Raw genomic sequence first — 24461 nt, forward strand, 5'->3', positions numbered from 1 at the left:
ACCGACGGACCTTCCTGGCAGGCCTGGCTCGCGGGGGGACACATCTAGGATGGTGTGACAACAGAAGGAGTCCGACGTGCCGCTCAACGACCAGGCTGGGACCAGCACCCGAGCCAGACTGCCCCGCGACGAGCGGCGGGCCATGCTGCTGCAGGCAGCCCTGTCGGCCTTCTCCGCACAGGGCTATCACGCAACGGCGATGGATGAGATCGCCGAGCGGGCCGGCGTCTCCAAGCCGGTCCTCTACCAGCACTTCGACAGCAAGCTCGAGCTCTACCTGGCGATCGCCAACCAGGTCCGCGCGCACGTCGTGGACACCGTGGAGGCGGCCCTGACCTCCACGACGGACAACGACGAGCGCATCGAGGCGGCGATCAACGCCTACTTCGAGTTCGTCGACCGCCCGGAGTCGGGCTACACCCTCGTCATGGCCTCCGACATGGGTGGCGACCCCGCGGTGGCCGAGATCCTGGAGCAGGTGCAGACCGCCTGCGCCGAGGCGGTCGGGCGGATCTTCCAGGAGCAGACCGACCTGGGCTGGGCCGAGTGTGTGTTCCTCGGTGCCGGTCTGGTCGGGCAGGTCCAGGCCGCCGCGCGCCACTGGTACGACAGCGACTCCGGCCTGCCCCGCGACGAGGCCGTGGCCCTGGTCCGCAGGGTCATATGGCGGGGCATCGGAGCCGTCCCGCAGACCGACAAGGGCACCTCCCCGGCGGCGGAGGGAGGGTGAGTCGGTCCGGCGGGTTAGCCTCGTCCCAGGAAAGACCACCCACACCAGGAGGAACCCGTGCAGGTCCGCATCGGCATCCGTGACGTCTCCCGCGAGATCGCCTTCGAGTCCACCCAGTCCCCCGACGCGGTCCGCGCCGCCGTCTCCGAGGCGGTCGGCTCCGGCGCTCCCGTCATCGAGCTCGAGGACGAGAAGGGCGGCAAGATCCTGGTGCCGACCTCGGCCCTGGGCTACGTCGAGATCGGTGCCCAGGAGAAGGCCCGGGTCGGCTTCGGCACCCACTGACCCGGTCGCCGTCCGCGGGGTGCGGTGAGCCCCCCGCTGGCGACACGTGACGTTTTCATTCGCGCAGGTGGTGGAATGCCACTAGTGTGACTGCCGTTGTATGAAGCGGCGTCGGGCATCCCCGGCGCCAGGCAGAGGGAAACCGGTCCCCTGCTGGACTGACTTCTCGAAAGGTACTCACCATGGACTTCGACCTCGGCACTCTCGTCGCGGCCCTCGTGGCTGGCTGCATCGTCGGCCCCCTGGCCCGCCTCATCCTGCCCGGCCGTCAGAACCTCTCGGCCGGCATGACCGTCCTGCTGGGCGCCATCGGCTCCCTGCTGGGCGCGCTGGCCGCCATGTTCTTCTTCGACTACAGCGGCGGTCTGCTGAACCCCTGGGGCCTGGTCCTGGGCATCATCGGCGCTCTTGTCGTCGTCCTGGCCTACGGCGCGATCACCGGCAAGGACAACACCCACAAGCGCATCAGCTGACCTCAGCCTGAGCCTCGACGGCGCGTCCCCTCCTCCGAGGGGGCGCGCCGTCGCCGTTCACGGACGCCGTGGTCACCGGGGCGATCCGCTACCCTTGAAGAGTTCACCGGTGACCGGTCGGCCGCAGACCCCCTGCGGTTGCTGCTGGTCGGGCGAGGCACCCGACCACCATTTCGAAGAGATTCCCGATCGGCCCGAGAGCCCGAGCCAGCGCCGTCCGCCTGCTCGGATCCTTCGAGACGATCGTGAGTTCGACGTGCAAGAGACCAAGACCTTCGCCGACTTCGGCATCCACCCCGACATCGTCAGCGCGCTGGCGGAGCACGGGATCACCCACCCTTTCCCCATCCAGGCGATGACCCTGCCCGTGGCCCTGTCCAGGCACGACATCATCGGCCAGGCCAAGACCGGCACCGGCAAGACCCTCGGCTTCGGTCTGCCCATGCTGCAGAACGTCACCGCGCCCGGGGACGAAGGGTATGCGGATCTCCCGGGCAAGGGTGCTCCCCAGGCCCTGGCCGTGGCACCCACGCGCGAGCTCGCGGTCCAGGTGGCCGGCGACCTGACGCGCGCGGGCGCCAAGCGCGGCATCCGCGTCGTCACCATCTACGGCGGCCGCGCCTACGAGCCGCAGATCGAGGCCCTGGCCAAGGGTGTCGAGGTCGTCGTCGGCACCCCCGGCCGCCTCCTTGACCTGGCCGCCAAGGGGCACCTCAACCTGGGCCACGCCCGCACCGTCGTCCTGGACGAGGCCGACGAGATGCTCGACCTGGGCTTCCTGCCCGACGTGGAGAAGCTGCTGGCCCTCACCCCGGCCGGTCGCCACACCATGCTCTTCAGCGCGACCATGCCCGGGGCCGTGGTGGCCCTGGCCCGCCAGTACATGACCCAGCCCACCCACATCCGCGCGATGAGCGAGGACGGCGACGAGCGTCAGACGGTGGCCGCCGTCAAGCAGTTCGCCTACCGCGCGCACGCCCTGGACAAGGTCGAGATGCTGGCCCGCATCCTGCAGGCCAAGGACCGTGCCCGCACGATCATCTTCACCCGCACCAAGCGCACGGCCGCCAAGGTCGCCGACGAGCTGGCCCAGCGCGGCTTCGCCGCCGCCGCGATCCACGGCGACCTCGGCCAGGGCGCCCGCGAGCAGGCGCTGCGAGCCTTCCGCAACAACAAGGTCGACGTCCTGGTCGCCACCGACGTCGCGGCCCGTGGTATCGACGTCGAGGCGGTCAGCCACGTCATCAACTACCAGTGCCCCGAGGACGAGAAGACCTACCTGCACCGGATCGGTCGCACCGGCCGCGCCGGGGCGACGGGCGTGGCGGTCACGTTCGTCGACTGGGACGACATGCCGCGCTGGAGCCTGATCAACAAGGCCCTGGACCTCGGCTATCCCGAGCCCGAGGAGACCTACTCCTCCAGCCCCCACCTGTTCACCGACCTGGACATCCCCGAGGGCACCCGTGGCACCTTGCCGAAGTCGGCCAGGACCCACGCCGGCCTGGACGCCGAGCGCCTCGAGGACCTCGGTGGTCCCTCCCCGCGCGGCGACCGTGGCCGTGGGGACCGCTCCGGCCGTTCGGGCGGTCGCGGCGGGCAGGGCGGCCGCGGTGGTCGCTCCGGCGGTCGTGACGGTGGCCGCTCCCAGGACGGCCGTCAGGGCGGGCGCACCGAGCGTGAGGGCACCCGCACCGAGCGTGAGGGCGCCGAGCGTCGCGGCGGTGCACCCCGGCGCCGGCGCCGGATCAACCTCACCGGAGGCGCCGCCGCCAAGGGCGGAGCACCGTCCGGCGACTGACCGGCTAGACCGCCCCCAGCAGTCCCGACCCCGTGGCCCGAGCGAGGATCTCCTCCAGGACCACGGGGGCGGTCGTGTTCTCGCCCAGCCGGTTCAGCTTGCCCGTGCCGTGGTAGTCGCTGGATCCCGTCCGGAGCAGACCCAGCCGCTCCGCGAGCGTCGCCGCCCGGTCCCGCTCCTCGGGCCCGTGGTCCCGGTGGTCGACCTCCAGCCCCGCGAGCCCGGCGAGCGCCATCTGCTCGACGAGCCCCTCGTCGATCGTCCTGCCCCTGCTCGAGGCGAACGGATGTGCCAGGACAGGGACCCCTCCCGCAGCCACGACCAGCTCGGTCATCCGCACGGGATCCAGCACGTGGTAGGCCACGTAGTAGGGAGAGCCCGAGGCCAACACGTCGACGAAGGCATCGTCCCGGCGGGGATAGACACCGTTGCGCACGAGAACGTCGGCGATGTGCGGCCGCCCGAGGGTCGCCTCCGGCCCCGCCACGGCCAGCACCTCCTCGTAGGTGACCGGATAGCCGTCGGCCGCCAGCAGGTCCACCATCGCCCGGAGACGGGTGTCCCGGCTGTCACGGCTGCGGGCCAGCTCCTCCATCAGCGCCTGGTCCTGCCCGTCGGGCAGGTAGGCCAGGAGGTGCACCGAGATGCGGTGGTGGTTGCAGGAGATCTCGATCCCCGGCACCACGACGACGCCGTGCTCACGGCCGGCCCGGTCCGCCTCCGACCACCCGCTGATGACGTCGTGGTCGGTGAGACCGACCACGTCCAGCCCCGCCCGGGCGGCCTGGGCCACGACGACGTCGGGCGGCTCGCTGCCGTCGCTGCGGTCGGAGTGGGTGTGCAGGTCGATCACGGAGCCCCGGTCGAGGTAGGACATGGAGAACACCGTAGGGGGTGACGAGAGGCTGCATACTGGAGGTTCGACATCTGCGGCGAGCCGGACCCCACCGGACGTCCGAGCACCGAGGAGTTTCATGTCGCTTTCCCCGTCCACCTCCCCCCGTCGACGTCTCGCCCGCGCCGGTCTGGGGCTCACGCTGTCCCTGGGCCTGCTCACGGGCTGCGCCCAGGAGGAGCCTCTCGACGACGCCACGCCGTCGACCGCGGCCACACCCACGACCCCGGAGCAGACGGAGAGCGAGACCTCCACGACGGACACGGCCGCGACCACGGACGCCGCAGCGACGACGGACACGGCACCCACCACGGAGGAGCCGAGCAGCACGGCGGACGACTCGGCCGCGAGCTCGGCCGCTCCCACCACCCTCGACGCCAAGGGCGGCGCCTTCACCGTGACGACCCCCGCCGGCTGGGAGGACGCGATCGACCTGGTCGACGTGGACTCGGTGCAGCTGGCCATCAAGGCTCCCGAGCAGACCGACGGCTTCTACACCAACATCCTCGTCACCGAGGACGAGTACGTCAGCAACCTGACCTCGGCGGTCGAGGAGGCGGCCAAGGAGCTCGCCGGTGACGACTCGGAGTACGAGATCCTCGAGGCCGCCCCGGTCGACGGCAACAAGGCGCCCGGCTACCGGATCGTGCGCGAGGTCCAGGGCAAGAGCCTCGTCCAGACGCAGCGCTGGATCAGCCACGACGGGACCCTCTACGTCGTGACGCTGTCGGCGTTGGAGGAGCAGGCCGAGGAGGCCGCCCCCGTCCTGGACGAGCTGCTGGAGTCGTGGAGCTGGAACGACTGACCAGCTCGGGCTGACGGGCCCGGCCCGTCAGCCTGAGACGTGCGTCCCCCGCGCCCGGCGACGGGCGCGGCGGGAGGCCAGGTCCAGTCCGAACCGCCGCCTCGCCAGGAAGCCACCGATCGACAGACCCGCGGCCAGCGCGAGCCCCGTCGAGACCGCTGTCCCGAACTGCAGCACAGCCTGTCCGACGACGGCGGGGTTGTCCGCGAGGAAGAGGTTGATCGCCCGGTAGACGGCCAGCCCCGGAAGCAGCGCGACGATGCTCGCCGTGGCCACGGCCATCTCCGGGACGCGGAGCATCTTGTGGGCCGCCACCGCGAGGGCACCGACCGGCGCTGCGGCCAGCCCCGAGGCGGCCGCACCGCCCAGGCCCACCGCCAGCCCGCCGATGAAGACCAGCCAGCCCAGGATCGCGATGCCGATCGACAGCAGGGTCGTGCGGACGCCGGTGTAGGTGTTCAGGCAGAATCCCGTGGCCACCATGACGGCCCCGATGACGGTGATCAGCAGGTTGCCCCCCAGCGACGTGCTCGCCTGGACCTCCATGGAGACCCCGAGCCGGTTGGCCAGCCCCATGACAGCGGCGACCCCGACGGCGATGCCGAGCGTCATGAGGATGACCTCGAGCACACGGGCGCCGGCCGTGACGTAGTAGCCGTCCAGCGCGTCCTGAGTCGCGCCCAGCAGGCCGAGCCCCGCCAGGAGGATCACGATCCCGGAGATCAGGACCAGCGAGGGCGCCCGTACACCCAGGACGTCCAGCCCCTGACCCGCTGACCAGAAGAGGAGCAGGGCGATGAGTGCCGAGACGGCCGCACTCACGGCCTGGGCGAAGAAGGCCGCGACCCCACCCTGGTAGAGCACCCGCTGGACCCGGTCCACCAGGGCGGCCGAGAGGCCGGCGACCAGCCACATACCGGGTGAGGCGCCGAAGAGCATCACGACGCCGATGCCCATCAGGGCGCTGCCCAGGGTGACGACCCATCTCCGGTAGGGGTGGGGCGCCGACAGGATGCGCATCAGCCGCACCCGGGCGACGTCCACGTCCATCGGGGTGCCCCCGGCTGCGGAGGCCCCCACGATCTCGTCGACCAGGCGCTGGACCCCCTCGAGGCGGGTGTAGTCGGGTGAGCGCGCCGGGATGATGCGCATGACCGAGAGCGGGTCCTCGTGCAGGCCGCGGTGGATCGAGACCGTGATCGAGGTGAAGGTGACGTCGATGTGCGCAGAACGGACCCCGTAGGCCTGCACGAGGCGCAGCACCGTGGCGACGCAGTCGGCGGCGGACGCCCCGGTCGACAGCATCGCCTCGCCGACCCGGAGCGCCAGGTCGATCACGGCCCTGGCCTGGCGCTGGCTGACGGCGTCGTCACCACCGGTGCGGGTGCCCAGGGCGACGGTGGGGGGCGAGACCCCCTTGACCACGTGAGCGGCCCGGCTGCGCCAGGCCCGGGCCACGGCGGGCGCTGCCGCCGACACCTGGGGCGAGCTGATCCGGACCGGGCCGGTCACCTCGCCCACCTCCACGACGGGAAGGGGCTGCGCCGCGGGCAGTGGCCTCGTCTCCTCACTCACTGTCCCAAGACTAGGGGCCGAGCCTGACCGCGAGGTGAATGCCCGCGTTGCCTACCATGGCCGGGTGAATGCCAGCGAGAAGCAGCACCAGGCCGAGCACCGCAACCGCCCCACCGGAGAGGCCTTCCGGGCCTTCATGGGGTCCAGCTGGGCGCCCCGCAGCACCGAGGTGCCCTCGATCACCGAGGCGGCACGGTATGCGGCAGCGCGCCGCGAGCGCGTCTCCGCCGCCTTCCCCGGGACCCGGGTGGTCGTCCCGGCCGGCGGTCTGAAGATCCGCAGCAACGACACCGACTACGTCTTCCGCCCCCACAGCGCCTTCGCCAACCTCACCGGGCTCGGCGCCGACCGGGAGCCGGACGCGGTGCTCGTCCTGGAGCCGGTCGTGGCCGAGGACGGCTCCCCCGCCGGGCACGAGCCGGTCCTCTACTTCGTGCCGCTGGCCGACCGCGACAGCGACGAGTTCTTCGCCAACTCCCGGGTGGGAGAGTTCTGGGTGGGCAGCCGGGCGACGCTGGCCAGCGCGGCCTCCGAGCTGGGCGTGACCACCCGCCACCTGGACGAGCTGGGCGACGCACTGGGCAAGGACGTGGGCCCGGGCGGGCTGGCGCTGCGGGTCGTGCGGGACGCCGACCGCGAGGTCGCGGCCCTGGTGGACCAGGTCCGCGAGCAGACCGGTGTCGTCACCGACGCGCAGAGCCTGGAGGCCGCCCAGGCCACCGATGCCGAGCTGGCCAGGAGCCTGTCCCACCAGCGGATGGTCAAGGACGAGTGGGAGGTCCGGCAGATGGAGGATGCGGTCGAGGCGACCGCCACCGCCTTCGACGCCGTGGTCGAGCAGCTGCCCGAGGCCTTGCGCCGCGGACGCGGCGAGCGCTGGGTGGAGGGCATCTTCGGCCTGCACGCCAGGCATGCCGGCAACGGCGTGGGCTACGACTCGATCTGCGCCTCGGGCGAGCACGCCACCACCCTCCACTGGATCCGCAACACCGGAGATCTCGTGGACGGCGACCTGCTGCTCCTCGACGCCGGTGTGGAGACCGACTCGCTCTACACCGCCGACGTGACCCGCACCATCCCGGTCAACGGCACCTTCAGCCCGGCCCAGCGCAAGGTCTACGACGCCGTCCTGGAGGCGCAGGAGGCGGGCCTCGCCGCCGCACGGCCGGGCAACCGCTTCAAGGACGTGCACGCCGCCGCCATCGAGGTCATCGCCCGGCACCTGCTGGAGTGGGGCCTGCTCCCCGAGGGGGTCACCCTCGAGCAGACTCTGGACGCCGACGAGGGCCAGTTCCACCGCCGCTGGATGGTCCACGGCACGAGCCACCACCTGGGCATCGACGTGCACGACTGCGCCCTGGCGCTGCGTGAGGACTATGTCGACGGCGAGCTGCGCGAGGGCATGGTGCTGACGGTCGAGCCGGGCCTCTACTTCAAGTCCGACGACCTGCTCGTGCCCGAAGAGCTGCGCGGCATCGGGGTCCGGATCGAGGACGACGTCGTCATCACGGCCGACGGCTGCCGGAACCTCTCGGCGATGCTCCCCCGCACGGCCGATGACGTGGAGTCCTGGGTCCGCGACGGTGGCCGGCGGACCGATCCCCGGGCCTGACCCGGATCCCGACCCCGGCACCCTGCCCCGGACGCACGAGACCCCCGGACCGATCGGTCACGGGGGTCTTGTCTGTCGGCGCCGCCGAGGGATCGGCGGCGCGCCGCGTCAGCGGCGGAAAAAGCGCCGGCGTGGCCGCACGGGGCGACGCGCCACGTCCTGCGCCAGGGTGTGGCGGAAGGAGCGGCCGGCGGAGGGGACGTACATGATGGTCGGGCCCATGGTGAGCTGCATTGTCCTTTCAGGACGATCCGGTAGGGGGAGATGTTGGGGCAGATCCTTGGCCCCACATCAATGATAAACCCGCAGGTGAGGCTAGTTATTGCCATTTTCGTGGTGACTTCGCTCACCCCCGGAGCGGTTATCCTCGACCCTGTGAGCTCTCCCCGCGTCTTCGTGGCCCGACTGAACGGCCTGAGCGTCTTCGACCCCCTCGGTGACGAGGTCGGTCGGGTGCGGGACGTGGTGGTCAGCATGACCGGTCGGGCGACCGCTCAGGGGCCCCGGGTCATCGGCCTGGTGGTCGAGGTGCCCGGCCGTCGGCGCGTCTTCGTCCCGATCACCCGCGTCACCTCGATCGACGCCGGTCAGGTGATCACCACCGGGCTGGTCAACATGCGACGGTTCGCCAAGCGCCACGCCGAGACCTTGGTCGTGGGTGAGCTCTTCGACCGCCAGGTCACCCTCCTGGAGGACCGGAGCACAGCCGTCGTGGAAGACGTCGCCATGGAGCGGCAGCGCAGCGGCGACTGGCGCCTGACCAAGGTCTACGCCCGCAAGGTCGACGCCGCACGGGCCAGCCGTGGCCTGCGCATGCGTCGTCGTGGGGAGACCGTGCTCGTGGACATCGACCAGGTCGACGGTCTCCACCTGGCCGGCCCCGCACAGGCGGCCACCGCCCTCCTCGAGGCCTACGAGGACCTCAAGCCCCAGGACCTCGCCGAGGCCATCCACGACCTGACACCCAAGCGCCGCGCCGAGGTCGCCGACGCCCTGGACGACGAGGTCCTCGCCGACGTGCTGGAGGAGCTGCCCGACGACGACCGTCTCGAGATCCTCACCCAGCTGCCCACCGAGCGCGCGGCGGACATCCTCGAGGCGATGCAGCCCGATGACGCGACCGACCTCATCTCGGACCTGCCCACGGCCACCCAGGAGGAACTCCTCCAGCTCATGGAGCCGGACGAGGCCGCGGACATCCGGCGCCTGCTCACCTACGAGGAGAACACCGCCGGAGGACTGATGACCACCGAGCCGGTCATCCTCGGCCCCGAGGCGACGATCGCCGAGGCCCTGGCGCTGGTCCGGCGGGAGGAGCTGCACCCGGCCACCGCCTCGCTGGTCTACGTCACCCGTCCCCCGCACGAGACACCGACCGGCAGGCTGCTGGGGAGCGTCCACATCCAACGCCTGCTCCGCGAGGCGCCGCACCAGCCCGTGGGCTCGATCCTCGACCCCGACATCGACCCCGTCGCCCCCGACGCGTCGCTCGGTCAGGTGACCCGTGCACTGGCCACCTACAACCTGGTGGCGCTGCCGGTCACCGATGAGGAGGGCCGGCTCCTGGGTGCGGTGACCGTGGACGACGTCCTCGACCACATCCTGCCCGAGGACTGGCGCGAGGACGATCTGGAGGACCGACCGATGACGGAGGTGGCCGATGTCTGAGCAGACGCCTCGCCGCCCGGCTCCCGGGCGCACCGCCCCGCCCTCCACGCGCGCGGGCGCCCGTCTCGACCAACCCTTGGCGAAGTCGCGCCGCTGGATGCCGCAGACCACCATGGATCCCGAGAGCTTCGGGGCCTTCGCCGAGCGCTTCGCCCGGTTCATGGGCACCGCGCGGTTCCTCGTCTGGATGACGGCCTTCGTGGTCATCTGGCTGCTGTGGAACACGCTCGCCCCGGCGTCTCTGCGCTTCGACCCCTATGCCTTCATCTTCCTGACGCTCATGCTCAGTCTCCAGGCCTCCTACGCCGCACCCCTGATCCTGCTGGCGCAGAACCGTCAGGACGACCGCGACAAGGTGCAGATGGAGCAGGATCGGGCCCGCAACGAACGCAACCTGGCCGATACCGAGTTCCTGACCCGCGAGGTCGCGGCGCTGCGGATCGCCATGCGCGAGGTGGCCACCCGCGACTTCATCCGTTCCGAGCTCCGGGCGCTGCTGGAGGACATGGAGGAGCGTCGGGAGCAGCAGGAGGCAGACCGGCCCGCCGGGGCCGACGGCACCCGGAAGGACCCCCCGCCGTCCCGCCCCTGACGACGGAGCAGGCGGCCGGGCGACCTACGATGGACCCCATGCCACTACCCAGCACCGAAGCTCTCCAGGCTGCCCTCTCGACGGTCGACGACCCCGAGATCAAGAAGCCAATCACCGAACTCGGCATGGTCGAGTCCGTCGACGTCTCCGACGAGGGACACGTCCGGGTGGGCGTGCTCCTCACGGTCCCCGGCTGTCCCCTGAAGGACCGGATCACCCGTGACGTGACCGCCGCCGTGTCCGCCGTCGAGGGCGTCACCGGCGTGGACGTGCAGCTGGGCGTGATGAGCGACGAGCAGCGCGGCAACCTGCGTGAGCAGCTGCGGGGTGGCGCGGCCGAGCGGGAGATCCCCTTCGCCCGCCCCGACTCGCTCACCACCGTCTACGCCGTCGCCTCCGGCAAGGGTGGCGTCGGCAAGTCCACGGTCACGGTCAACCTCGCCGCCGCCCTGGCCGAGGAAGGCCTGCGGGTCGGCGTCGTGGACGCCGACATCTACGGCTTCTCGGTGCCCCGGATGCTGGGCGTCACCCAGCCCCCCACCCAGGTCGACGACATGATCCTGCCCCCGGTCGCCGAGCCCAGCGGCGTCAAGGTCATCTCGATCGGCATGTTCGTCCCGGGCAACCAGCCCGTCGTCTGGCGCGGCCCCATGCTGCACCGCGCCGTCCAGCAGTTCCTGGCCGACGTCTACTGGGGCGACCTGGACGTGCTGCTCCTGGACCTTCCCCCGGGCACCGGCGACATCGCCATCACGGTGGCCCAGCTGCTGCCCGGCAGCGAGCTGATCGTGGTGACCACGCCGCAGCAGGCGGCAGCAGAGGTCGCCGAGCGGGCCGGGGCGATCTCCATGCAGACGCACCAGCGCCTCGTGGGCGTGATCGAGAACATGTCGTGGCTGGAGCTGCCCGACGGTTCCCGCCAGGAGCTCTTCGGCTCCGGTGGCGGTCGGGCCGTGGCGGAGTCGCTGTCGCGATCCATCGGCGCCGAGGTGCCGCTGCTGGGTCAGGTGCCGCTCGACATCGCCCTGCGCGAGGGCGGCGACCAGGGTCGTCCCGTGGTCCTCGACGCACCCGACTCCCCCGCCGCGACCGCGCTGCGCGGCGTCGCCCGCCAGCTGGCTCGCCGCGGGCGGGGCCTGGCCGGCCGCAAGCTGGGGATCACCCCGACCGTCAACCGCTGACCTACCCGTCGACGCCACCTGGCCCCCGCCGGCCGTGCCGGCGGCTGGTCAGGTGGCGTCGGTGTCGAAGGGCGTCGGAAGGCTCGGATCGTGTGCCGCACTGCCCCACGGGGAGGGCGGAGCCGCGGACCGAGCGACGGACGCTGCAGCCGCGGTCGCCCCGCCGCCCGCCGACGCCGAGGCGGTGGCTGCGGCGGCGGACCCCGCGCCGGGGCTGGTGAGGGCCTCCCGCACGATCCTGCGGGGGTCGTACTGCCGAGGGTCGAGCTGACGCCAGTCGACGTCGTCGAAGCTGGGACCCAGCTCGTCCTTGATCTGCGTCTTGGCGCCCTCTGCCATCGAGCGCAGCGACCTGACGGCCTCGCCGAGCTTGCCGGCGTAGTAGGGAAGCCGCTTGGGGCCCAGGATCAGGAAGGCGAGGATGACGAGGAGGATGACCTCCTCGCCCTGGATGTTCAGCACGCAGCCTCCTCGTCCCGGAGGACGGCCACCTCGACCGCCCGTCCCCGCACCGCAGCCACAGCCTACCTATCCCCCGGACCCGGCCAGGGTCAGCCTCACGGTGCGCTCCCGGCCGTCGCCGGCGCGGACCTCGAGCTCGACCTGCTCGCCGATCTCGCGGGAGCGCAGCACGACCAGCAGGTGCTGGTAGTCGCTGATCCGGGTCCCGTCCACGGACAGGATCACCTCCCCCGGTCGCAGCCCTGCCGCCTCGGCCGGCCCGCCGGGGATCACCGGGTCGGCGTCCGACTCGCCCTCCCCCATCACCCGTGCCCCCTCGCCGGTGTAGCGCACGTCCACGTGCACGCCGATGACGGGATGCTGGCTGCTGCCGGTCTCGATGATCTGCTCGGCGGTCCGGCTGGCCTGGTCGGCCGGGATCGCGAAGCCCAGCCCGATGGACCCTGCCGGGCCGAACGAGCTCGAGGGCAGCTGGGCGATGGCCGAGTTGACCCCCACCACGTGACCGGCCAGGTCCAGCAGCGGGCCCCCGGAGTTGCCAGGGTTGATCGCGGCGTCGGTCTGGATGGCGTTGATGTAGCTGACGTCCATCTCCTCGCCGGCGACCACCGGTCGGTTGAGGGCGGAGACGATCCCGCTGGTCACCGTGCTGTCCAGGCCCAGGGGTGCTCCCACCGCCACGACCGTCTGCCCCACCTCGACCTCGTCGGAGTCGGCGAAGGGCAGCGCGGCCAGGTCCTGCGCCTCGACCTTGAGCACGGCGATGTCGTAGACGGGGTCCGACCCGACGACCTCCGCCTCGATCGGCTCGCGGCCGGGAAGATGCACCGAGATGCCCCCACCTGTGGTGCTGGCGGCGATCACATGGTGGTTGGTGAGCACGTAGCCGTCGTCCCGGATCACGAAGCCAGATCCCTGACCGTCCCGTCCCTCCGGGCCGAGCGCGACCAGCGCCACGCTCGGCAGCACCGATCGGGACAGGCCGGCGATCGTGCCGTCCGCGGGCACCGGGGCGATCCCCTCGGTCACCGAGGCATCCTGCTCGGTATGCGGCGCCGCGGTGGCGGGGGTCCCCGCACCGGCGGTGCTCGACGGCTCGGTCGCCCGGTCGCTCGTCGGGGCGGTCGACGTCTGACCGGAGGGCCCGGATCCCATCGCGTTGGAGGCGATCACGCCGCCGCCCAGACCCCCGACGGCCCCGGCGACGAAGGAGGCGAGCACCACCGGCACCTGGCTGCGCGGACGCGTGGCCCGCCTGGGGCTCACGGGCACCGGGACGGTGGGGTCGGTCATGGACACCGATTGTGCCAAGACCCGGTGGGAAATCCCGCACCGAGGTCACCCGACCCGTCGTCGGAGCTGCCTGCGCCGGGGTGTCGCAGGCAGCGGGCGGTCAGCCGAGCGTGGTGACCGGACGGAGGCTGGTGGCCTGCCTGGTCTGGGCCGCGGGCCGGCGGTGCGCCAGCGAGGTCCGCAGGAGCGCCCTGCCCCGGTGGATCCGGGAGCGGACCGTGCCGAGCTTGATGCCCAGGGTCTGCCCGACCTCCTCGTAGGAGTAGCCCTCGATGTCGGAGAGCACGACGGCCGCCCGGAAGTGCGGCGGGAGCGCCATCAGCGCCGCCTGGATGTCGGCGTCCAGGTGGGTCATCGCGAAGACTTCTTCGGGATCGGTCCCGCTGGAGCGCAGAGGCAGCCGGGCGGAGAGCTCCTCGGTGAGTGCGTCGAAGCGGATCCGCTGTCGACGCCGGACCTTGTCCAGGAAGAGATTGGTGGTGATCCGGTGCAGCCAGCCCTCGAAGGTCCCGGGGCGGTAACGCTCGAGGGAGCGGAAGACGCGCACGAAGACGTCCTGGGTCAGGTCTTCGGCCTCGTGGGGATCGCCGGTGAGCCGGTAGGCCAGGCGGTAGACGCGGGCGGAGTGCTCGCGGACGATCTCCTCCCACGACGGTGGCTGCCAGTCCTCGGACACCGTGGAGCCGCTGCCGACCTGCGCTTCCCGACTCATGCGCCCCACCCAACCAGGCCAGGCTGGGAGGAGGCTGGACGAGAGGCGGCCGATAGGGTGGCCCCATGGCCTCTGCGAAGCTCTCCTCGGTCGCCTACTCCGAGGACTTCATCACCCCCCACCCCGTGATCGAGGACGCTCAGCGTCGCGGTGAGGAGCTGGGCGCCCGCCCCCTCTCCACCGCCGCCGGGGCGACCCTGCGCATGCTGGTCGCGGCGGTCGCGGCGCGTCACGTCGTGGAGATCGGCACCGGGGCGGGCAGCTCCGGCCTGTGGCTCCTGCAGGGCATGCCGCGGGACGGCATCCTGACCTCCATCGACAGCGAGCCCGAGCATCAGCGCGCAGCGAAGGAGGCCTTCCAGGCCGCCGGGATCCCGCCCCAGCGGACCCGCGTCATCAGCGGCGACGCGGCCCAGGTGATCGGCCGCCTCACCGACGGCGCCTACGACCTGGTCCTGGTGGACGCGGACAAGGAGAGCTATCCCGTCTACGTCGAGGAGGCCCTCCGTCTCCTGCGCCAGGGCGGGGTGCTGGTCCTCGACAACATGCTCTGGCACGACCGGGTGGCCGACCCCGCCGCCCGGGACGAGGTCACCACGCTGCTGCGCGACCTGGGCAAGAGCCTGCGCGAGGACGAGCGCCTCCTCCCGGCCCTGCTGCCGGTGGGCGACGGGCTCTTCGTCGCCGTCAAGCGCTGACCGTGGGTGATCCGTGAAGCACCGACCCTGAACGCGGCGAGCCCCCGGGACCGATGGTCACCGGGGGCTCGCCGCGTCAGGGCCGTCGTCAGCCCACGCACTCCTTGATGGCGTCACCGAGGGCCGTGGCCTCGTCGGCGTTCATCTCGACGACCAGCCGGCCTCCACCCTCCAGAGGCATCCGAAGCACGATGCCTCGGCCTTCCTTGGTGACTTCCAGGGGGCCGTCGCCGGTGCGAGGCTTCATTGCTGCCATGGGTTGCCCTTCCTCGTGTGGCGGCCAAGGACCGCTCCCCGCGCCGGTGCGTGGGGTCTCACAGATGTGACCTATTATCTCCCCTTCCCCACGGCCCGCCTAATCGACCTGTCTCAACGCTGATCGACGACCGTCCTGGGATACTTTCTGTGTGCATGCCCGATCCGCCGTCGTCGACCTGTACGGCGACCACCTGTCCGCACTGGGGTGGTGGGCGCCGGTGTCGGTGGTCGTGGCGCTGGCCGAGGCGTGCGAGGTCCAGCCGCCCGCCACCCGGACCGCCATCTCCCGCCTCGTCCGCGAGGGCTGGTTGCAGGCCGAGTCCCGCCACGGAACCCGGGGGTATGCGGCCACTCCCCTCGCCCAGGGCCGTCTCGCGGGGGCGCACGACCGCATCTACGCCAACGGCCCCCGCGCCTGGCCCGGCACGTGGCACGTGGTCGTCGTGGAGCACCGGGGAGACCGTCGGCGCCGCGAGCAGGTGGCGGCCTCCCTGGGCTATCTGGGCTACGGCCGGCTGGCCTCCTCCACCTGGATCAGCCCGTGGGCCAGTTCGGAGCTGGGGCCGACGCTGGCGGCCCACGGCGCCACCTGGACGAGCCTCACCGGGCCGCTCGACGAACCGCTGGACGCCGCGTCGGTCTGGGACCTGGAGGGTCTGCACCACGCGTACGCCCGCTTCGCCGCCGAGCTGCCGCCCCTGGACGGGCTGGCCGCCCTGGACCCGCCGCAGGCCTACCGGCTGCGCACCCAGCTGGTGCACCGGTGGCGCAAGTTCCTCTTCTCCGACCCCGGTCTGCCTGCCGAGGTGCTGCCCCCGACCTGGGCCGGGCACGAGGCGCGGGCCCGTTTCCTGGCAGTCGCAGGTGCCCTGCGGCCTGCCGCCGAGATCCACGTGGCCCGGGCGCTGGGGCTGACGGCCGAGGCGTCGTGGCCGACCCACCCGTCGTAGATTGACGCTATGAGCACCGATGCCGTCAACTCCCCGTCCCCGGTGGCCGTGACCCGCGACGGCGGTGTCGCCACCGTGACCCTCAGCCGTCCGGACTCGATGAACTCCCTCGACGTCGCCACCAAGGAGGCCCTGCTGTCGGCGCTGCGTGACGTCGCGTCCGACGATGCGGTCCGCTGCGTTGTGCTGACCGGCACCGGACGAGCCTTCTGCGTCGGCCAGGACCTCAAGGAGCACGTCTCCCTCCTGGCGGAGGACCCCGAGCAGCTGTGGACCACCGTGGCGAGGCACTACAACCCCGTCGTGGAGCTGATCGCGACCATGGACAAACCTGTGGTCGCCGCCGTCAACGGTGTCGCGGCGGGCGCCGGGGCGGCTTTCGCGTTCGCCGCCGACCTGCGCTACGTGGCCGACACCGCGGGTTTCAACCTGGCCTTCACCGGCATCGCGCTGTCGTGCGACTCCGGGACCTCCTGGACCCTTCCCCGGCTGGTTGGACCGGCGAGGGCCAAGGAGCTGCTCTTCTTCCCGCGCACGATCCCCGCTCAGGAGGCCCTGGACCTGGGCCTGGTCACCGAGATCGTCGCCGCCGACGACCTCCAGGCCCGCGCCGCCGAGGTCGCCGCCCACCTGGCGGACGGCCCCACCCGCGCCTACGGAGCGGTCCGACGCGCGGTGGCCTTCTCCGCCGGGCACGGCCTGCCCGACTCCTTGGCGCACGAGGACGAGCTGATGACCCGGACCGGCACGAGCGAGGATCACCAGAGCGCGGTGGCCGCCTTCCTGGCCAAGGAGAAGCCCACCTTCACCGGTCGCTGATCTCGGCGCACCACGCTGCGGCCCGTCCCCTTCCGATCACGGCGGGTCGTCGCGCGGCGGCACGAAGCGGAACAGCTCCCAGCTCCACCAGACCTGCCAGGCCACGAAGAGGGCGGCGATCGTCACCGTGCGCACCACGAGCACCCAGGTCGGGGTCGGGCGCTCACCCTCCCGCCAGCCGCCACCGACCATGAGCACGAAGAGCGGGAAGAGGAGCATCAGGTAGCGGTAGATGCTCGTCCACGGGTCGAGCGCGGCGAAGAGGTAGAGCACGTAGCCCAGGCACCAGGTGCGCAGCTCCACGCCCAGACCCCGGGCCCACGGTCCGGCCACCGCGACGACGAGCAGGGCCAGGCCGGCGGCCAGCACCACCAGGCCCAGGGTGTCTCCCCACAGCCACTGGACCCGCTCGATGGTCGGCAGGAAGGGCGTGACCGTCTCCCCGCCGCGCCAGGAGGACATGGTCCGGGTGTAGGCGTCCGCCTCGCTCGTGGCCCCCCATGCGATGGCGGGCCAGATGAGCCCGGCCAGTCCGCAGCCCACGAGGGCGGAGCCCATGCCGGCGTACTCGACCCGGTCGATCGGCCGCTCCCGCCTGCCTCGCCACCGCACGATCACGGCGACCAGGGCCACCAGTCCCAGCGGCAGCGCGACGGGCCGGGCCAGACCGGTCAGCAGCGCCACGACCGCCGCGGCCCACCACTGGCGCCGCACGAGCAGCCAGAGCACCCCGGCCAGCAGGAGCAGCGCCAGGGACTCCGTGTAGGCCACCTGGAAGGTCGGCGCGCTCGGGTAGGTCCCCAGCAACGCCACCCCGCCCAGTGCCGCCGCGACCCCGACCTTCTCCCGCAGGAGTCCGGCGACGACGAGAGCTGCCGCATACCCCAGGAGCGTGGCGACGATGGTGCCGGTGACGGCGAAAGGGAGCCCGGTCAGCAGCGTCAGGCCGCGCGCGAGCAGCGGGAAGATCGGGTAGAAGGCCCACGGGTTCTGGCGCACCTCGCCGGCGTCGTTGCGCGGCAGCTCCTCGGGATAGCCCCGCTCGGCGATGCGTTGGTACCACTCCCCGTCCCAGAGCGTGGCGAACTGGAAGTAGCGCGGCACCCCCGGGTCGTCGTAGACCGACGGGTCCTGCCAGTGGTGGGCCAGCTGGACCAGGATGATCGTGGTGAGGGCACGGCACAGCGTCCAGATCGCGAGCACCGCCAGGACGAAGCGGAGATCGAGCAGACGCCGCAGCGGCACTGCGGCGGAGGTCATGAGGTGGCGCGCATCCCTCCGGAGTGCCGCGCCCCCGAGCGCGAGGCACCCGCCCGGAAGCAGCCCACCAGGTGGTCGTCGACCAGCCCGCAGGCCTGCATCGTGGCGTAGACCGTGGTGGGCCCGAGCTGGACGAAGCCGATCTTGCGCAGCCGCTTGGCCAGCAGCTCGGACTCGGGGGTCTGGGAGGGCACGTCGGCGAAGCGGCGTGGGCGCGGCGAGGGCTCGGGCGCATGGGTCCAGAGCAGCTCCTCCAGGCCTCCGGACTCGCGCAGCGCGAGGGTGGCCCGGGCGTTGGTGACCGTCGCCTCGATCTTGCGCCGGTTGCGGACGATGCCCTCGTCCTCCATGAGCCGGTCGACGTCGGCATCGGTGAACTCGGCCACCGTCTCGGCCTCGAAGCCGGCGAAGGCCGCCCGGAAGGCCGGGCGCTTGCGCAGGATGGTCAGCCAGGACAGCCCGCTCTGGAAGCCTTCGAGGCAGAGCCGCTCCAGCAGGGCGGTCTCGCCGTGCACCGGCTTGCCCCACTCACGGTCGTGGTAGTCGCGGTAGTCGGCGTGCCCGATCCCGGGCCATCCGCACCGGACGACTCCGTCGGGCCCGACGGACAGGTCGGGGTGCGGCGGGGTGATGGTCATCGTGCCTGGCCTCCGGTGTGGTGCGTCCCCGGCTGGGGCTCCTCCTGCCGCCTGCGGTCGTCCAGCTCGAAGCGCAGTCGGGTGATCTCCTCGTCGCGGTCGGCCAGCTCGGTCGCCAGCCGGTCCAGCGCGGCGTCGACCTGCCGCATCCGGTAGCCCCTCAACGCCTGGTCGAAGCGGACCTCCTGCACGTCGGCGGCCTGCAGCGGCCCGGTCGGCAGCGCCCGGGCGGACTCGGTCGAGACCGGCTCGGACACCCCTGCGACGTCCGTCCTGGCGACCGCCCACGCGGTGGCGGCGCCCACAGCGAGCACGGCCGCGACGACCCCGATGATGATCACGGCACAGATCCTCGCACGTCAGGAACGCGTTGAGAACCCCGACCCTCGACGCTCGTCCTGCGACTCCACGATCCACGCGACCGCTTCCGCCGCGCTGTCGGTGACCCGGAGCAGGTCCAGGTCTTCCGGCGAGATCATCCCCTCGGCCAGGACGGTGTCGCGCAGCCAGTCCAGGAGCGGGGCCCAGAAGGTGGTGCCCATCAGCACGATCGGGAAGTGCGTGATCTTGCCGGTCTGCACCAGCGTCAGCGCCTCGAAGAGCTCGTCGAGCGTGCCCACCCCGCCGGGGAGGACGACGAAGCCCTCGGCGTACTTGACGAACATGGTCTTGCGCACGAAGAAGTAGCGGAAGTTGATCCCGACGTTGGCGTAGGAGTTCAGCCCGCTCTCCCGCGGCAGCTCGATCCCCAGCCCCACCGAGGTGCCCCCTGCCTCGGCAGCACCCTTGTTGGCACCCTCCATCGTGCCCGGTCCCCCACCGGTGATGACCCCGAAGCCGGCGCGGACCAGCTCGGCGCCGACCTCCTCGGCCATCCGGTATGCGGCGTGCTCCGGTCCGGTGCGCGCGGAACCGAAGACGGCGACCGCCGGACCCAGCTCGGCCAGCGTGCCGAAACCCTCGACGAACTCGGCCTGGATGCGCAGCACCCGCCAGGGGTCGGTGTGGACCCAGTCGCGGGAGTCTCTGCTCTCCAGCAGCCGCTGGTCGGTGGTGGTGCGTGGGACCCGGCTGCCCCGCAGGGTCACCGGCCCCTTCTGGTAGATCTGTCGAGAGGCCACGGACCGACCCTATGCCAGCCGTGGCCGGTCCGCGCCTGTCGCAGCGGGGAGGCGCAGGGCGGCCACCTACACTCCTGCTCGTGCAACGCTCCCGTCGACTCCTGGTCACCGTCCTCGTGGTCGTCGCCACCGCGGTCGCCGCGGTGCTGGGAGCCGGGTGGGTCGTGGATCGCCTCAGGCCGGCACGCTGCGTCTTCCAGGCTGCGGGAGCGGAGGTCGTCCTCACCCCGGAGCAGGCCGCCAACGCCGCGACCATCGCCGGCGTCGCCGTGGCCCGCGGACTGCCGGCCCGGGCCGCCACCATCGCCCTGGCGACCGCGATCCAGGAGAGCAAGCTGCGCAACCTGCGCTACGGCCACGCCGACAGCCAGGGGCTCTTCCAGCAACGCCCCAGCCAGGGCTGGGGCAGCGTCGAGCAAGTCACCGACCCCGTCTACGCCAGCAATGCCTTCTACGACGCGCTGGAGCGGGTGCCCGGCTGGCAGGAGGGCGTGGTCACCGAGGTGGCCCAGGAGGTCCAGCGCAGCGCCTTCCCCACCGCCTACGCCGACCACGAGTGGGAGGGACGGGTCCTGGCCTCGGTCCTGACGGGGCAGGAGGGCGGCAGCACGGTGATGGGCTGCGACCTGAAGGCCCCGGAGGCGGCCGGCGACCCGGCGGCCACCGCGGCCAAGCTGGAGCGTCAGCTGGGCGTCCCTGCGACCCCGGAGACCAGCCCGGACGCCACCACCGTGACGGTCGACGCCGCCGACGAGACGCAGGCCTGGGCGCTGGCCGCGTGGGCTGTGGCGCACGCCGAGGCCGAGCAGATCGTGGCCGTGGAGGTCGCCGGGCGGGCGTGGGACCGCGACTCCGACCCGCTGGCCTGGCCACCGGCCGACCCTGACGCGGGCTCCGACGACCCGGCCGACCCGACCACCGTGGTCATCCGGCTCCGGGCCACCGACTGACGCATGCTGCGGAGCATGCCGAAGGCCCCCGCCCGGAAGGGGCGGGGGCCTTCGCTCCGGCGCCGGACGAGGCCGGCTCGATCCCGGATCAGCGCTGGTCGGCGCCGACGTAGGAGCGCTCGGCCTCGCCGATGTAGACCTGGCGCGGGCGCCCGATCTTGGTGGCTGGGTCGTTGATCATCTCGCGGTACTGCGCGATCCAGCCGGGGAGGCGGCCGATCGCGAAGAGCACGGTGAACATGTCGCTGGGGAAGCCCATCGACTCGTAGATCAGACCGGTGTAGAAGTCGACGTTGGGGTAGAGCTTGCGCTCGACGAAGTAGTCGTCCTTGAGGGCGTGCTCCTCCAGCTGCATGGCCAGGTCGAGCAGCTCGTTGCTGCCGGCCTTCTCGAACAGCTCGTGGGCCGTCTTCTTGACGATGGCCGCGCGCGGGTCGTAGTTCTTGTAGACCCGGTGGCCGAAGCCCATGAGCTTGACGCCGTCCTCCTTGTTCTTGACCTTGCGGACGAACTCGCCGACGTCACCCCCGTCCGCCTTGATCTTCTCCAGCATCGAGAGCACCGCGCTGTTGGCGCCACCGTGCAGCGGGCCGGACAGGGCGTGGATGCCCGCGGAGATGGCGGAGAAGAGGTTGGCCTCGGAGGAGCCGACCAGGCGCACCGTGGAGGTGGAGCAGTTCTGCTCGTGGTCCGCGTGGAGGATGAAGAGCAGGTCGAGGGCCTTGACCAGGTCAGGGTCCATCTCGTAGGGCTCGGTGGGCTGACCGAAGGTCATCCAGAGGAAGTTCTCCACGAGGTTGTAGCTGTTGTCCGGGTAGAGCAGCGACTTGCCCTGGCTGCGACGGAAGGCGTAGGAGGCGATCGTCGGCAGCTTGGCGAGCAGCCGGATCGTGGAGATCTCGACCTGCTCGGGGTCGCGGGGGTTGATGCTGTCCTGGTAGAAGGTGCCCAGCGCCGACACGGCGGAGGCGAGCACCGACATCGGGTGCGCGTCGCGGTGGAAGCCGTCGAAGAACTGCTTCATGTCCTCCACGAGGAGGGTGTGGCGACGGACCGTCTGGTCGAACTCCTCCAGCTGGGCGGAGGTCGGCAGCTCGCCGTAGATCAGCAGGTAGGAGGTCTCCAGGAAGCTGGACTTCTCGGCCAGCTGCTCGATCGGGTAGCCGCGGTAGCGCAGGATGCCGGCGTCGCCGTCGATGTAGGTGATGGCCGACGAGCACGAGGCGGTGTTGACGAAGCCGACGTCCAGGGTGGTGTCCCCGGTGGTCTTCATCAGCGCGCTGATCTCCAGGCCGTTGTTGCCCTCGGTCGCCGGCACGACCGGCAGCTCGAGCTCGTGCTCCCCGTGACGCAGGACGGCGGGCTGGGCGGTGGTGGACTCGGTCATGCGTTCTCCCTGGTTGTCTGGGCGGGGCGGGGACGTGCGCTGGTCACTCGTCGTGCGCCTGCGGCGGCAGTGCCGCGACGATCGGGTGGTCCTTGGGGATCAGGCCGAGCTTGGCCGCGCCGCCGGGGCTGCCGAGGTCATCGAAGAACTCGACGTTGGCCTTGTAGTAGTCGGCCCACTCCTCCGGCACATCGTCCTCGTAGTAGATCGCCTCGACGGGGCAGACCGGCTCGCACGCGCCGCAGTCCACGCACTCGTCGGGGTGGATGTAGAGCGAACGCTCACCCTCGTAGATGCAGTCGACAGGACATTCCTCGATGCAGGCCTTGTCCTTGAGATCCACGCAAGGCTGAGCGATCACATACGTCATGACCCACAGCCTAATCCGTCCGGACCGATCGCACCGCACAGGCCCGTCCCGAGCTCTCCCCCGACCACGGTGAATGGTGTGGGCACGCCGCCGGGCAGGCGCTCAGTTGGCGTCGGGGTGGGTGCAGACGACCTCGTCCTCGGGGATGTAGGTGGTGGTGTACTCGTCCCGGCCGACCACCTCGCCGCCCTGGCTGAGCACCCGGGCGACGTAGATCGTGAAGCCCGGCGACGGCGCCTGGGTCACGCAGGTGGGGGCGTCGTCGACGATCCGCTCGGGCTCTTGGATGTTCTGCCGCTCGCCCTCGATGGTCTCGACGGTGTACTGCCGCTTGCCGAGGTACTCCATGTGGATCGTGTGGTCCTCGGTCCAGGTCCGGATGACCACCGGGGTGGAGGTGTCGTTGGTCCAGAGGTTGTCCAGCCCCGGGTAGGAGATGGTCGCCTCGCGCCCCGCCGGGTAGCGGGGGATGTAGAACGAGTGGGTGGTGTGGGCGTCGAGCTGGACGCCGGAGAACCACGAGGTGTTGAAGACGGTGGTCGACACCTGGGACAGACCGCCACCCATGCCCATGACGAGACGCCCGTTGTTGATCACGGGTGCCTCCTGGTAGCCGCCCGAGGCATCGATGGGCGAGAGGGCCGCCCCGAGCGAGAACTGCTCCCCCGGCATGACGACGACGCCGTTGAGCCGCTCGATCGCGGTGCGGATGTTGTGCGACCGCGCCGCGTTGACCTCCCCGCCGGGGAACTCGGAGGTGAAGGAGCCCATGGTGCTGAACTTCCAGGCCTTGGCGACCTCGTCGCCGATCTCCGGCTCCACCGGGGTGAGCTCGGTGCGCACCTCCCGCTCCTCGCCCGAGGCGGTGAGGGCGGCACCGACCGCGGTCATCAGGGCCTCGTCGTCGAGGGCCGCGCCGGACCGGGCCGGCACGGTCTTGACGGTGGAGCCGTCGAGGCGGACGGTCGCGTCCGCAGGACCACGCTCGAGTTGACCGAGATCCTGGCGCAGACGCTCGAGCATCGCGTCCTCGTCCAGCGTCAGCGACAGGGCGTGCTCGGGGCTGCGGTCGATGGAGAGCATCGCGGCGATCTCCCGCGGAGGCACCTCGGCCGTCACCTCCTCGGCGTCCTCCCCCTCGCCGTCCACCGCGGTCACCCTCAGCGGTGCGGCCAGCGCAGGCTCGACCTCCTCAGAGGTGAAGCGGTCGACCTCGGCCTGGGAGAGGAAGGGCGGGGGTGCAGCGGCCTCGACGGTGGTCCCCGGCTCGGGGGCGGCGGGCCACCCCGAGGCGAAGGCGTCGGCGGTCGCCTCGCGGTCCAGCTCGCGGCCGTGGCTGGCATCCACCACCTCGACCTCGCCGTCGACGAGCGTGACTTCCCCCTCGACCGGCTCCTGGTCGTAGTCCTCGGCGAGAGCGGCGACGGCGGCGTCCAGCGCCTCACGGTCGACGGTGCCGACGAGCGGCAGCTCACGCTCACTGCGGGCGATGTGGGACCAGATGACCCTGGGGTCCAGGGTGAACCCCGTCACGCCCTGGATCGTGGCCTCGTAGTCGTAGCTGAGCCCGGCCTCGGCCGGGTCCAGGGTCAAGGGGGTCGGGTCGCCGACCGGCTTCCCGTCATCGACGGCCTGCACCGCCAGGGTCAGGGGTGCCTTCTCCTGGTCGGCCAGCTCGCGGCCGAGGTGCTCGATCGCCTCGTCGTGGGTCAGGTTGCCGATCTCGACGCCGGCGACGCTGAGGCCAGCCGGCGGACGGTCCTTGAAGTAGAGGGCGGCGCCCACGTAGATGGCGGCCAGCACCAGCAGGGCGGCCAGGAGCCGCAGCACGACCGCGCCCCACTCCTGACCGGTGCCCCGCGGCGTCTCCTCGCGGAGCCGCGCACCGGCGTCCCTCTCCTCAGCCATACCGACGCGTGCCTTCCT

The 24461-nt window shown here is 71.6% G+C and carries 26 protein-coding genes; 13 read left to right on the forward strand and 13 right to left on the reverse strand.

Annotated elements, in window-relative coordinates; genetic code table 11:
• Positions 1–76: 76 nt before the first annotated feature.
• The 4 genes from ACTMMA_RS09610 to ACTMMA_RS09625 all read left to right on the forward strand — a co-directional run bounded on the left by ACTMMA_RS09610 (position 77) and on the right by ACTMMA_RS09625 (position 3289).
• The gene (locus tag ACTMMA_RS09610) at positions 77–730 is read left to right on the forward strand and encodes a TetR/AcrR family transcriptional regulator (protein ID WP_441189903.1); all 654 of its coding nucleotides are present in this window, start codon (positions 77–79) and stop codon (positions 728–730) included.
• A gap of 57 nt (positions 731–787) precedes the next feature.
• A complete protein-coding gene (locus tag ACTMMA_RS09615; RefSeq protein WP_441189904.1) occupies positions 788–1015 on the forward strand; it encodes a DUF3107 domain-containing protein in 228 nt (75 codons plus the stop codon).
• A 182-nt stretch (positions 1016–1197) separates the two neighbouring features.
• The gene (locus ACTMMA_RS09620; RefSeq protein WP_441189905.1) at positions 1198–1488 is read left to right on the forward strand and encodes a GlsB/YeaQ/YmgE family stress response membrane protein; all 291 of its coding nucleotides are present in this window, start codon (positions 1198–1200) and stop codon (positions 1486–1488) included.
• Positions 1489–1744: 256 nt separating this feature from the next.
• On the forward strand, positions 1745–3289 hold the full coding sequence (locus ACTMMA_RS09625) for a DEAD/DEAH box helicase (RefSeq protein ID WP_441189906.1): 1545 nt from the start codon (positions 1745–1747) through the stop codon (positions 3287–3289).
• Positions 3290–3293: 4 nt separating this feature from the next.
• Here ACTMMA_RS09625 and ACTMMA_RS09630 read toward each other — a convergent pair whose 3' ends face one another.
• Entirely contained in the window at positions 3294–4166 is an 873-nt protein-coding gene (locus tag ACTMMA_RS09630) for a PHP domain-containing protein (RefSeq protein ID WP_441189907.1), read from the reverse strand.
• Positions 4167–4263: 97 nt separating this feature from the next.
• Here ACTMMA_RS09630 and ACTMMA_RS09635 point away from each other — a divergent pair, with 97 nt between their 5' ends.
• The gene (locus ACTMMA_RS09635) at positions 4264–4989 is read left to right on the forward strand and encodes a hypothetical protein (RefSeq protein WP_441189908.1); all 726 of its coding nucleotides are present in this window, start codon (positions 4264–4266) and stop codon (positions 4987–4989) included.
• 27 nt (positions 4990–5016) lie between these two features.
• On the opposite strand, the gene ACTMMA_RS09640 is transcribed toward ACTMMA_RS09635, so the two are convergent.
• Positions 5017–6564: a threonine/serine exporter family protein gene (locus ACTMMA_RS09640; RefSeq protein ID WP_441189909.1), complete on the reverse strand. Its 1548-nt coding sequence runs from the start codon at positions 6562–6564 to the stop codon at positions 5017–5019.
• A 64-nt stretch (positions 6565–6628) separates the two neighbouring features.
• On the opposite strand from ACTMMA_RS09640, the gene ACTMMA_RS09645 reads away from it, so the two are divergent.
• The 4 genes from ACTMMA_RS09645 (at position 6629) to ACTMMA_RS09660 (ending at position 11617) form a co-directional block, all read left to right on the forward strand.
• On the forward strand, positions 6629–8176 hold the full coding sequence (locus ACTMMA_RS09645) for an aminopeptidase P family protein (RefSeq protein ID WP_441189910.1): 1548 nt from the start codon (positions 6629–6631) through the stop codon (positions 8174–8176).
• Positions 8177–8551: 375 nt separating this feature from the next.
• Positions 8552–9844 carry a magnesium transporter MgtE N-terminal domain-containing protein gene (locus ACTMMA_RS09650; protein ID WP_441189911.1) on the forward strand — a complete coding sequence of 431 codons (1293 nt, stop codon included), beginning with the start codon at positions 8552–8554 and terminating at the stop codon, positions 9842–9844.
• Positions 9837–10436 (forward strand): DUF1003 domain-containing protein, encoded by a 600-nt coding sequence (locus ACTMMA_RS09655; RefSeq protein WP_441189912.1) that lies wholly within the window; start codon positions 9837–9839, stop codon positions 10434–10436. The genes ACTMMA_RS09650 and ACTMMA_RS09655 overlap by 8 nt, the downstream gene beginning before the upstream one ends.
• A 38-nt stretch (positions 10437–10474) precedes the next feature.
• Positions 10475–11617, forward strand: coding sequence for an Mrp/NBP35 family ATP-binding protein (locus ACTMMA_RS09660; protein WP_441189913.1), 1143 nt, complete (start codon positions 10475–10477; stop codon positions 11615–11617).
• 48 nt (positions 11618–11665) lie between these two features.
• On the opposite strand, the gene ACTMMA_RS09665 is transcribed toward ACTMMA_RS09660, so the two are convergent.
• The 3 genes from ACTMMA_RS09665 to sigE all read right to left on the reverse strand — a co-directional run bounded on the left by ACTMMA_RS09665 (position 11666) and on the right by sigE (position 14084).
• Complete coding sequence (locus ACTMMA_RS09665; RefSeq protein ID WP_441189914.1) at positions 11666–12079, reverse strand: twin-arginine translocase TatA/TatE family subunit; 414 nt, start codon at positions 12077–12079, stop codon at positions 11666–11668.
• 66 nt (positions 12080–12145) lie between these two features.
• On the reverse strand, positions 12146–13372 hold the full coding sequence (locus ACTMMA_RS09670; RefSeq protein ID WP_441189915.1) for a S1C family serine protease: 1227 nt from the start codon (positions 13370–13372) through the stop codon (positions 12146–12148).
• A 100-nt stretch (positions 13373–13472) separates the two neighbouring features.
• The gene (gene sigE / locus ACTMMA_RS09675) at positions 13473–14084 is read right to left on the reverse strand and encodes an RNA polymerase sigma factor SigE (protein WP_441189916.1); all 612 of its coding nucleotides are present in this window, start codon (positions 14082–14084) and stop codon (positions 13473–13475) included.
• 65 nt (positions 14085–14149) lie between these two features.
• On the opposite strand from sigE, the gene ACTMMA_RS09680 reads away from it, so the two are divergent.
• Positions 14150–14782, forward strand: coding sequence for an O-methyltransferase (locus ACTMMA_RS09680; protein ID WP_441189917.1), 633 nt, complete (start codon positions 14150–14152; stop codon positions 14780–14782).
• A gap of 88 nt (positions 14783–14870) precedes the next feature.
• Here the strand turns inward: ACTMMA_RS09680 and ACTMMA_RS09685 are convergent, their stop codons facing one another.
• Positions 14871–15038 (reverse strand): DUF3117 domain-containing protein, encoded by a 168-nt coding sequence (locus ACTMMA_RS09685; protein ID WP_420747089.1) that lies wholly within the window; start codon positions 15036–15038, stop codon positions 14871–14873.
• A gap of 151 nt (positions 15039–15189) precedes the next feature.
• Here ACTMMA_RS09685 and ACTMMA_RS09690 point away from each other — a divergent pair, with 151 nt between their 5' ends.
• A complete protein-coding gene (locus tag ACTMMA_RS09690; protein WP_441189918.1) occupies positions 15190–15990 on the forward strand; it encodes a PaaX family transcriptional regulator in 801 nt (266 codons plus the stop codon).
• Between the two features lie 9 nt (positions 15991–15999).
• Entirely contained in the window at positions 16000–16809 is an 810-nt protein-coding gene (locus ACTMMA_RS09695) for an enoyl-CoA hydratase/isomerase family protein (protein ID WP_441189919.1), read from the forward strand.
• Positions 16810–16845: 36 nt separating this feature from the next.
• Here the strand turns inward: ACTMMA_RS09695 and ACTMMA_RS09700 are convergent, their stop codons facing one another.
• From ACTMMA_RS09700 to ACTMMA_RS09715, 4 genes are read right to left on the reverse strand one after another with little or no spacing between them, the layout of a single operon-like run.
• Complete coding sequence (locus ACTMMA_RS09700) at positions 16846–18069, reverse strand: hypothetical protein (RefSeq protein ID WP_441189920.1); 1224 nt, start codon at positions 18067–18069, stop codon at positions 16846–16848.
• On the reverse strand, positions 18066–18707 hold the full coding sequence (locus tag ACTMMA_RS09705; RefSeq protein ID WP_441189921.1) for a DNA-3-methyladenine glycosylase I: 642 nt from the start codon (positions 18705–18707) through the stop codon (positions 18066–18068). The genes ACTMMA_RS09700 and ACTMMA_RS09705 overlap by 4 nt, the downstream gene beginning before the upstream one ends.
• Positions 18704–19048, reverse strand: a complete 345-nt coding sequence (locus tag ACTMMA_RS09710; protein WP_441189922.1) for a DivIVA domain-containing protein — start codon at positions 19046–19048, stop codon at positions 18704–18706. The genes ACTMMA_RS09705 and ACTMMA_RS09710 overlap by 4 nt, the downstream gene beginning before the upstream one ends.
• A gap of 18 nt (positions 19049–19066) precedes the next feature.
• Complete coding sequence (locus ACTMMA_RS09715) at positions 19067–19828, reverse strand: LOG family protein (protein ID WP_441189923.1); 762 nt, start codon at positions 19826–19828, stop codon at positions 19067–19069.
• 80 nt (positions 19829–19908) lie between these two features.
• Between ACTMMA_RS09715 and ACTMMA_RS09720 the strand changes: the two genes are divergently transcribed.
• Positions 19909–20778 (forward strand): hypothetical protein, encoded by an 870-nt coding sequence (locus tag ACTMMA_RS09720; RefSeq protein WP_441189924.1) that lies wholly within the window; start codon positions 19909–19911, stop codon positions 20776–20778.
• A gap of 88 nt (positions 20779–20866) precedes the next feature.
• Here ACTMMA_RS09720 and ACTMMA_RS09725 read toward each other — a convergent pair whose 3' ends face one another.
• The 3 genes from ACTMMA_RS09725 to ACTMMA_RS09735 all read right to left on the reverse strand — a co-directional run bounded on the left by ACTMMA_RS09725 (position 20867) and on the right by ACTMMA_RS09735 (position 24443).
• Positions 20867–22165 (reverse strand): citrate synthase, encoded by a 1299-nt coding sequence (locus ACTMMA_RS09725; protein ID WP_441189925.1) that lies wholly within the window; start codon positions 22163–22165, stop codon positions 20867–20869.
• Positions 22166–22208: 43 nt separating this feature from the next.
• Entirely contained in the window at positions 22209–22535 is a 327-nt protein-coding gene (fdxA, locus tag ACTMMA_RS09730) for a ferredoxin (RefSeq protein ID WP_441189926.1), read from the reverse strand.
• A 102-nt stretch (positions 22536–22637) separates the two neighbouring features.
• Positions 22638–24443: a VanW family protein gene (locus ACTMMA_RS09735; RefSeq protein WP_441189927.1), complete on the reverse strand. Its 1806-nt coding sequence runs from the start codon at positions 24441–24443 to the stop codon at positions 22638–22640.
• Positions 24444–24461: the final 18 nt, after the last annotated feature.

The organism is Ornithinimicrobium panacihumi (genome assembly GCF_052073805.1).
In the GTDB taxonomy this organism is placed as follows: Bacteria; Actinomycetota; Actinomycetes; order Actinomycetales; family Dermatophilaceae; genus Ornithinicoccus; species Ornithinicoccus panacihumi.

Bases quoted from the DNA above. Each gene is read 5' to 3' on its own strand.
- ACTMMA_RS09620 (WP_441189905.1), top strand. From the start codon at position 1,198: ATGGACTTCGACCTCGGCACTCTCGTCGCGGCCCTCGTGGCTGGCTGC.
- ACTMMA_RS09630 (WP_441189907.1), bottom strand. From the start codon at position 4,166: ATGTCCTACCTCGACCGGGGCTCCGTGATCGACCTGCACACCCACTCC.
- ACTMMA_RS09635 (WP_441189908.1), top strand. From the start codon at position 4,264: ATGTCGCTTTCCCCGTCCACCTCCCCCCGTCGACGTCTCGCCCGCGCC.
- ACTMMA_RS09655 (WP_441189912.1), top strand. From the start codon at position 9,837: ATGTCTGAGCAGACGCCTCGCCGCCCGGCTCCCGGGCGCACCGCCCCG.
- ACTMMA_RS09660 (WP_441189913.1), top strand. From the start codon at position 10,475: ATGCCACTACCCAGCACCGAAGCTCTCCAGGCTGCCCTCTCGACGGTC.
- ACTMMA_RS09670 (WP_441189915.1), bottom strand. From the start codon at position 13,372: ATGACCGACCCCACCGTCCCGGTGCCCGTGAGCCCCAGGCGGGCCACG.
- sigE (WP_441189916.1), bottom strand. From the start codon at position 14,084: ATGAGTCGGGAAGCGCAGGTCGGCAGCGGCTCCACGGTGTCCGAGGAC.
- ACTMMA_RS09680 (WP_441189917.1), top strand. From the start codon at position 14,150: ATGGCCTCTGCGAAGCTCTCCTCGGTCGCCTACTCCGAGGACTTCATC.
- ACTMMA_RS09685 (WP_420747089.1), bottom strand. From the start codon at position 15,038: ATGGCAGCAATGAAGCCTCGCACCGGCGACGGCCCCCTGGAAGTCACC.
- ACTMMA_RS09695 (WP_441189919.1), top strand. From the start codon at position 16,000: ATGAGCACCGATGCCGTCAACTCCCCGTCCCCGGTGGCCGTGACCCGC.
- ACTMMA_RS09700 (WP_441189920.1), bottom strand. From the start codon at position 18,069: ATGACCTCCGCCGCAGTGCCGCTGCGGCGTCTGCTCGATCTCCGCTTC.
- ACTMMA_RS09705 (WP_441189921.1), bottom strand. From the start codon at position 18,707: ATGACCATCACCCCGCCGCACCCCGACCTGTCCGTCGGGCCCGACGGA.
- ACTMMA_RS09725 (WP_441189925.1), bottom strand. From the start codon at position 22,165: ATGACCGAGTCCACCACCGCCCAGCCCGCCGTCCTGCGTCACGGGGAG.
- fdxA (WP_441189926.1), bottom strand. From the start codon at position 22,535: ATGACGTATGTGATCGCTCAGCCTTGCGTGGATCTCAAGGACAAGGCC.
- ACTMMA_RS09735 (WP_441189927.1), bottom strand. From the start codon at position 24,443: ATGGCTGAGGAGAGGGACGCCGGTGCGCGGCTCCGCGAGGAGACGCCG.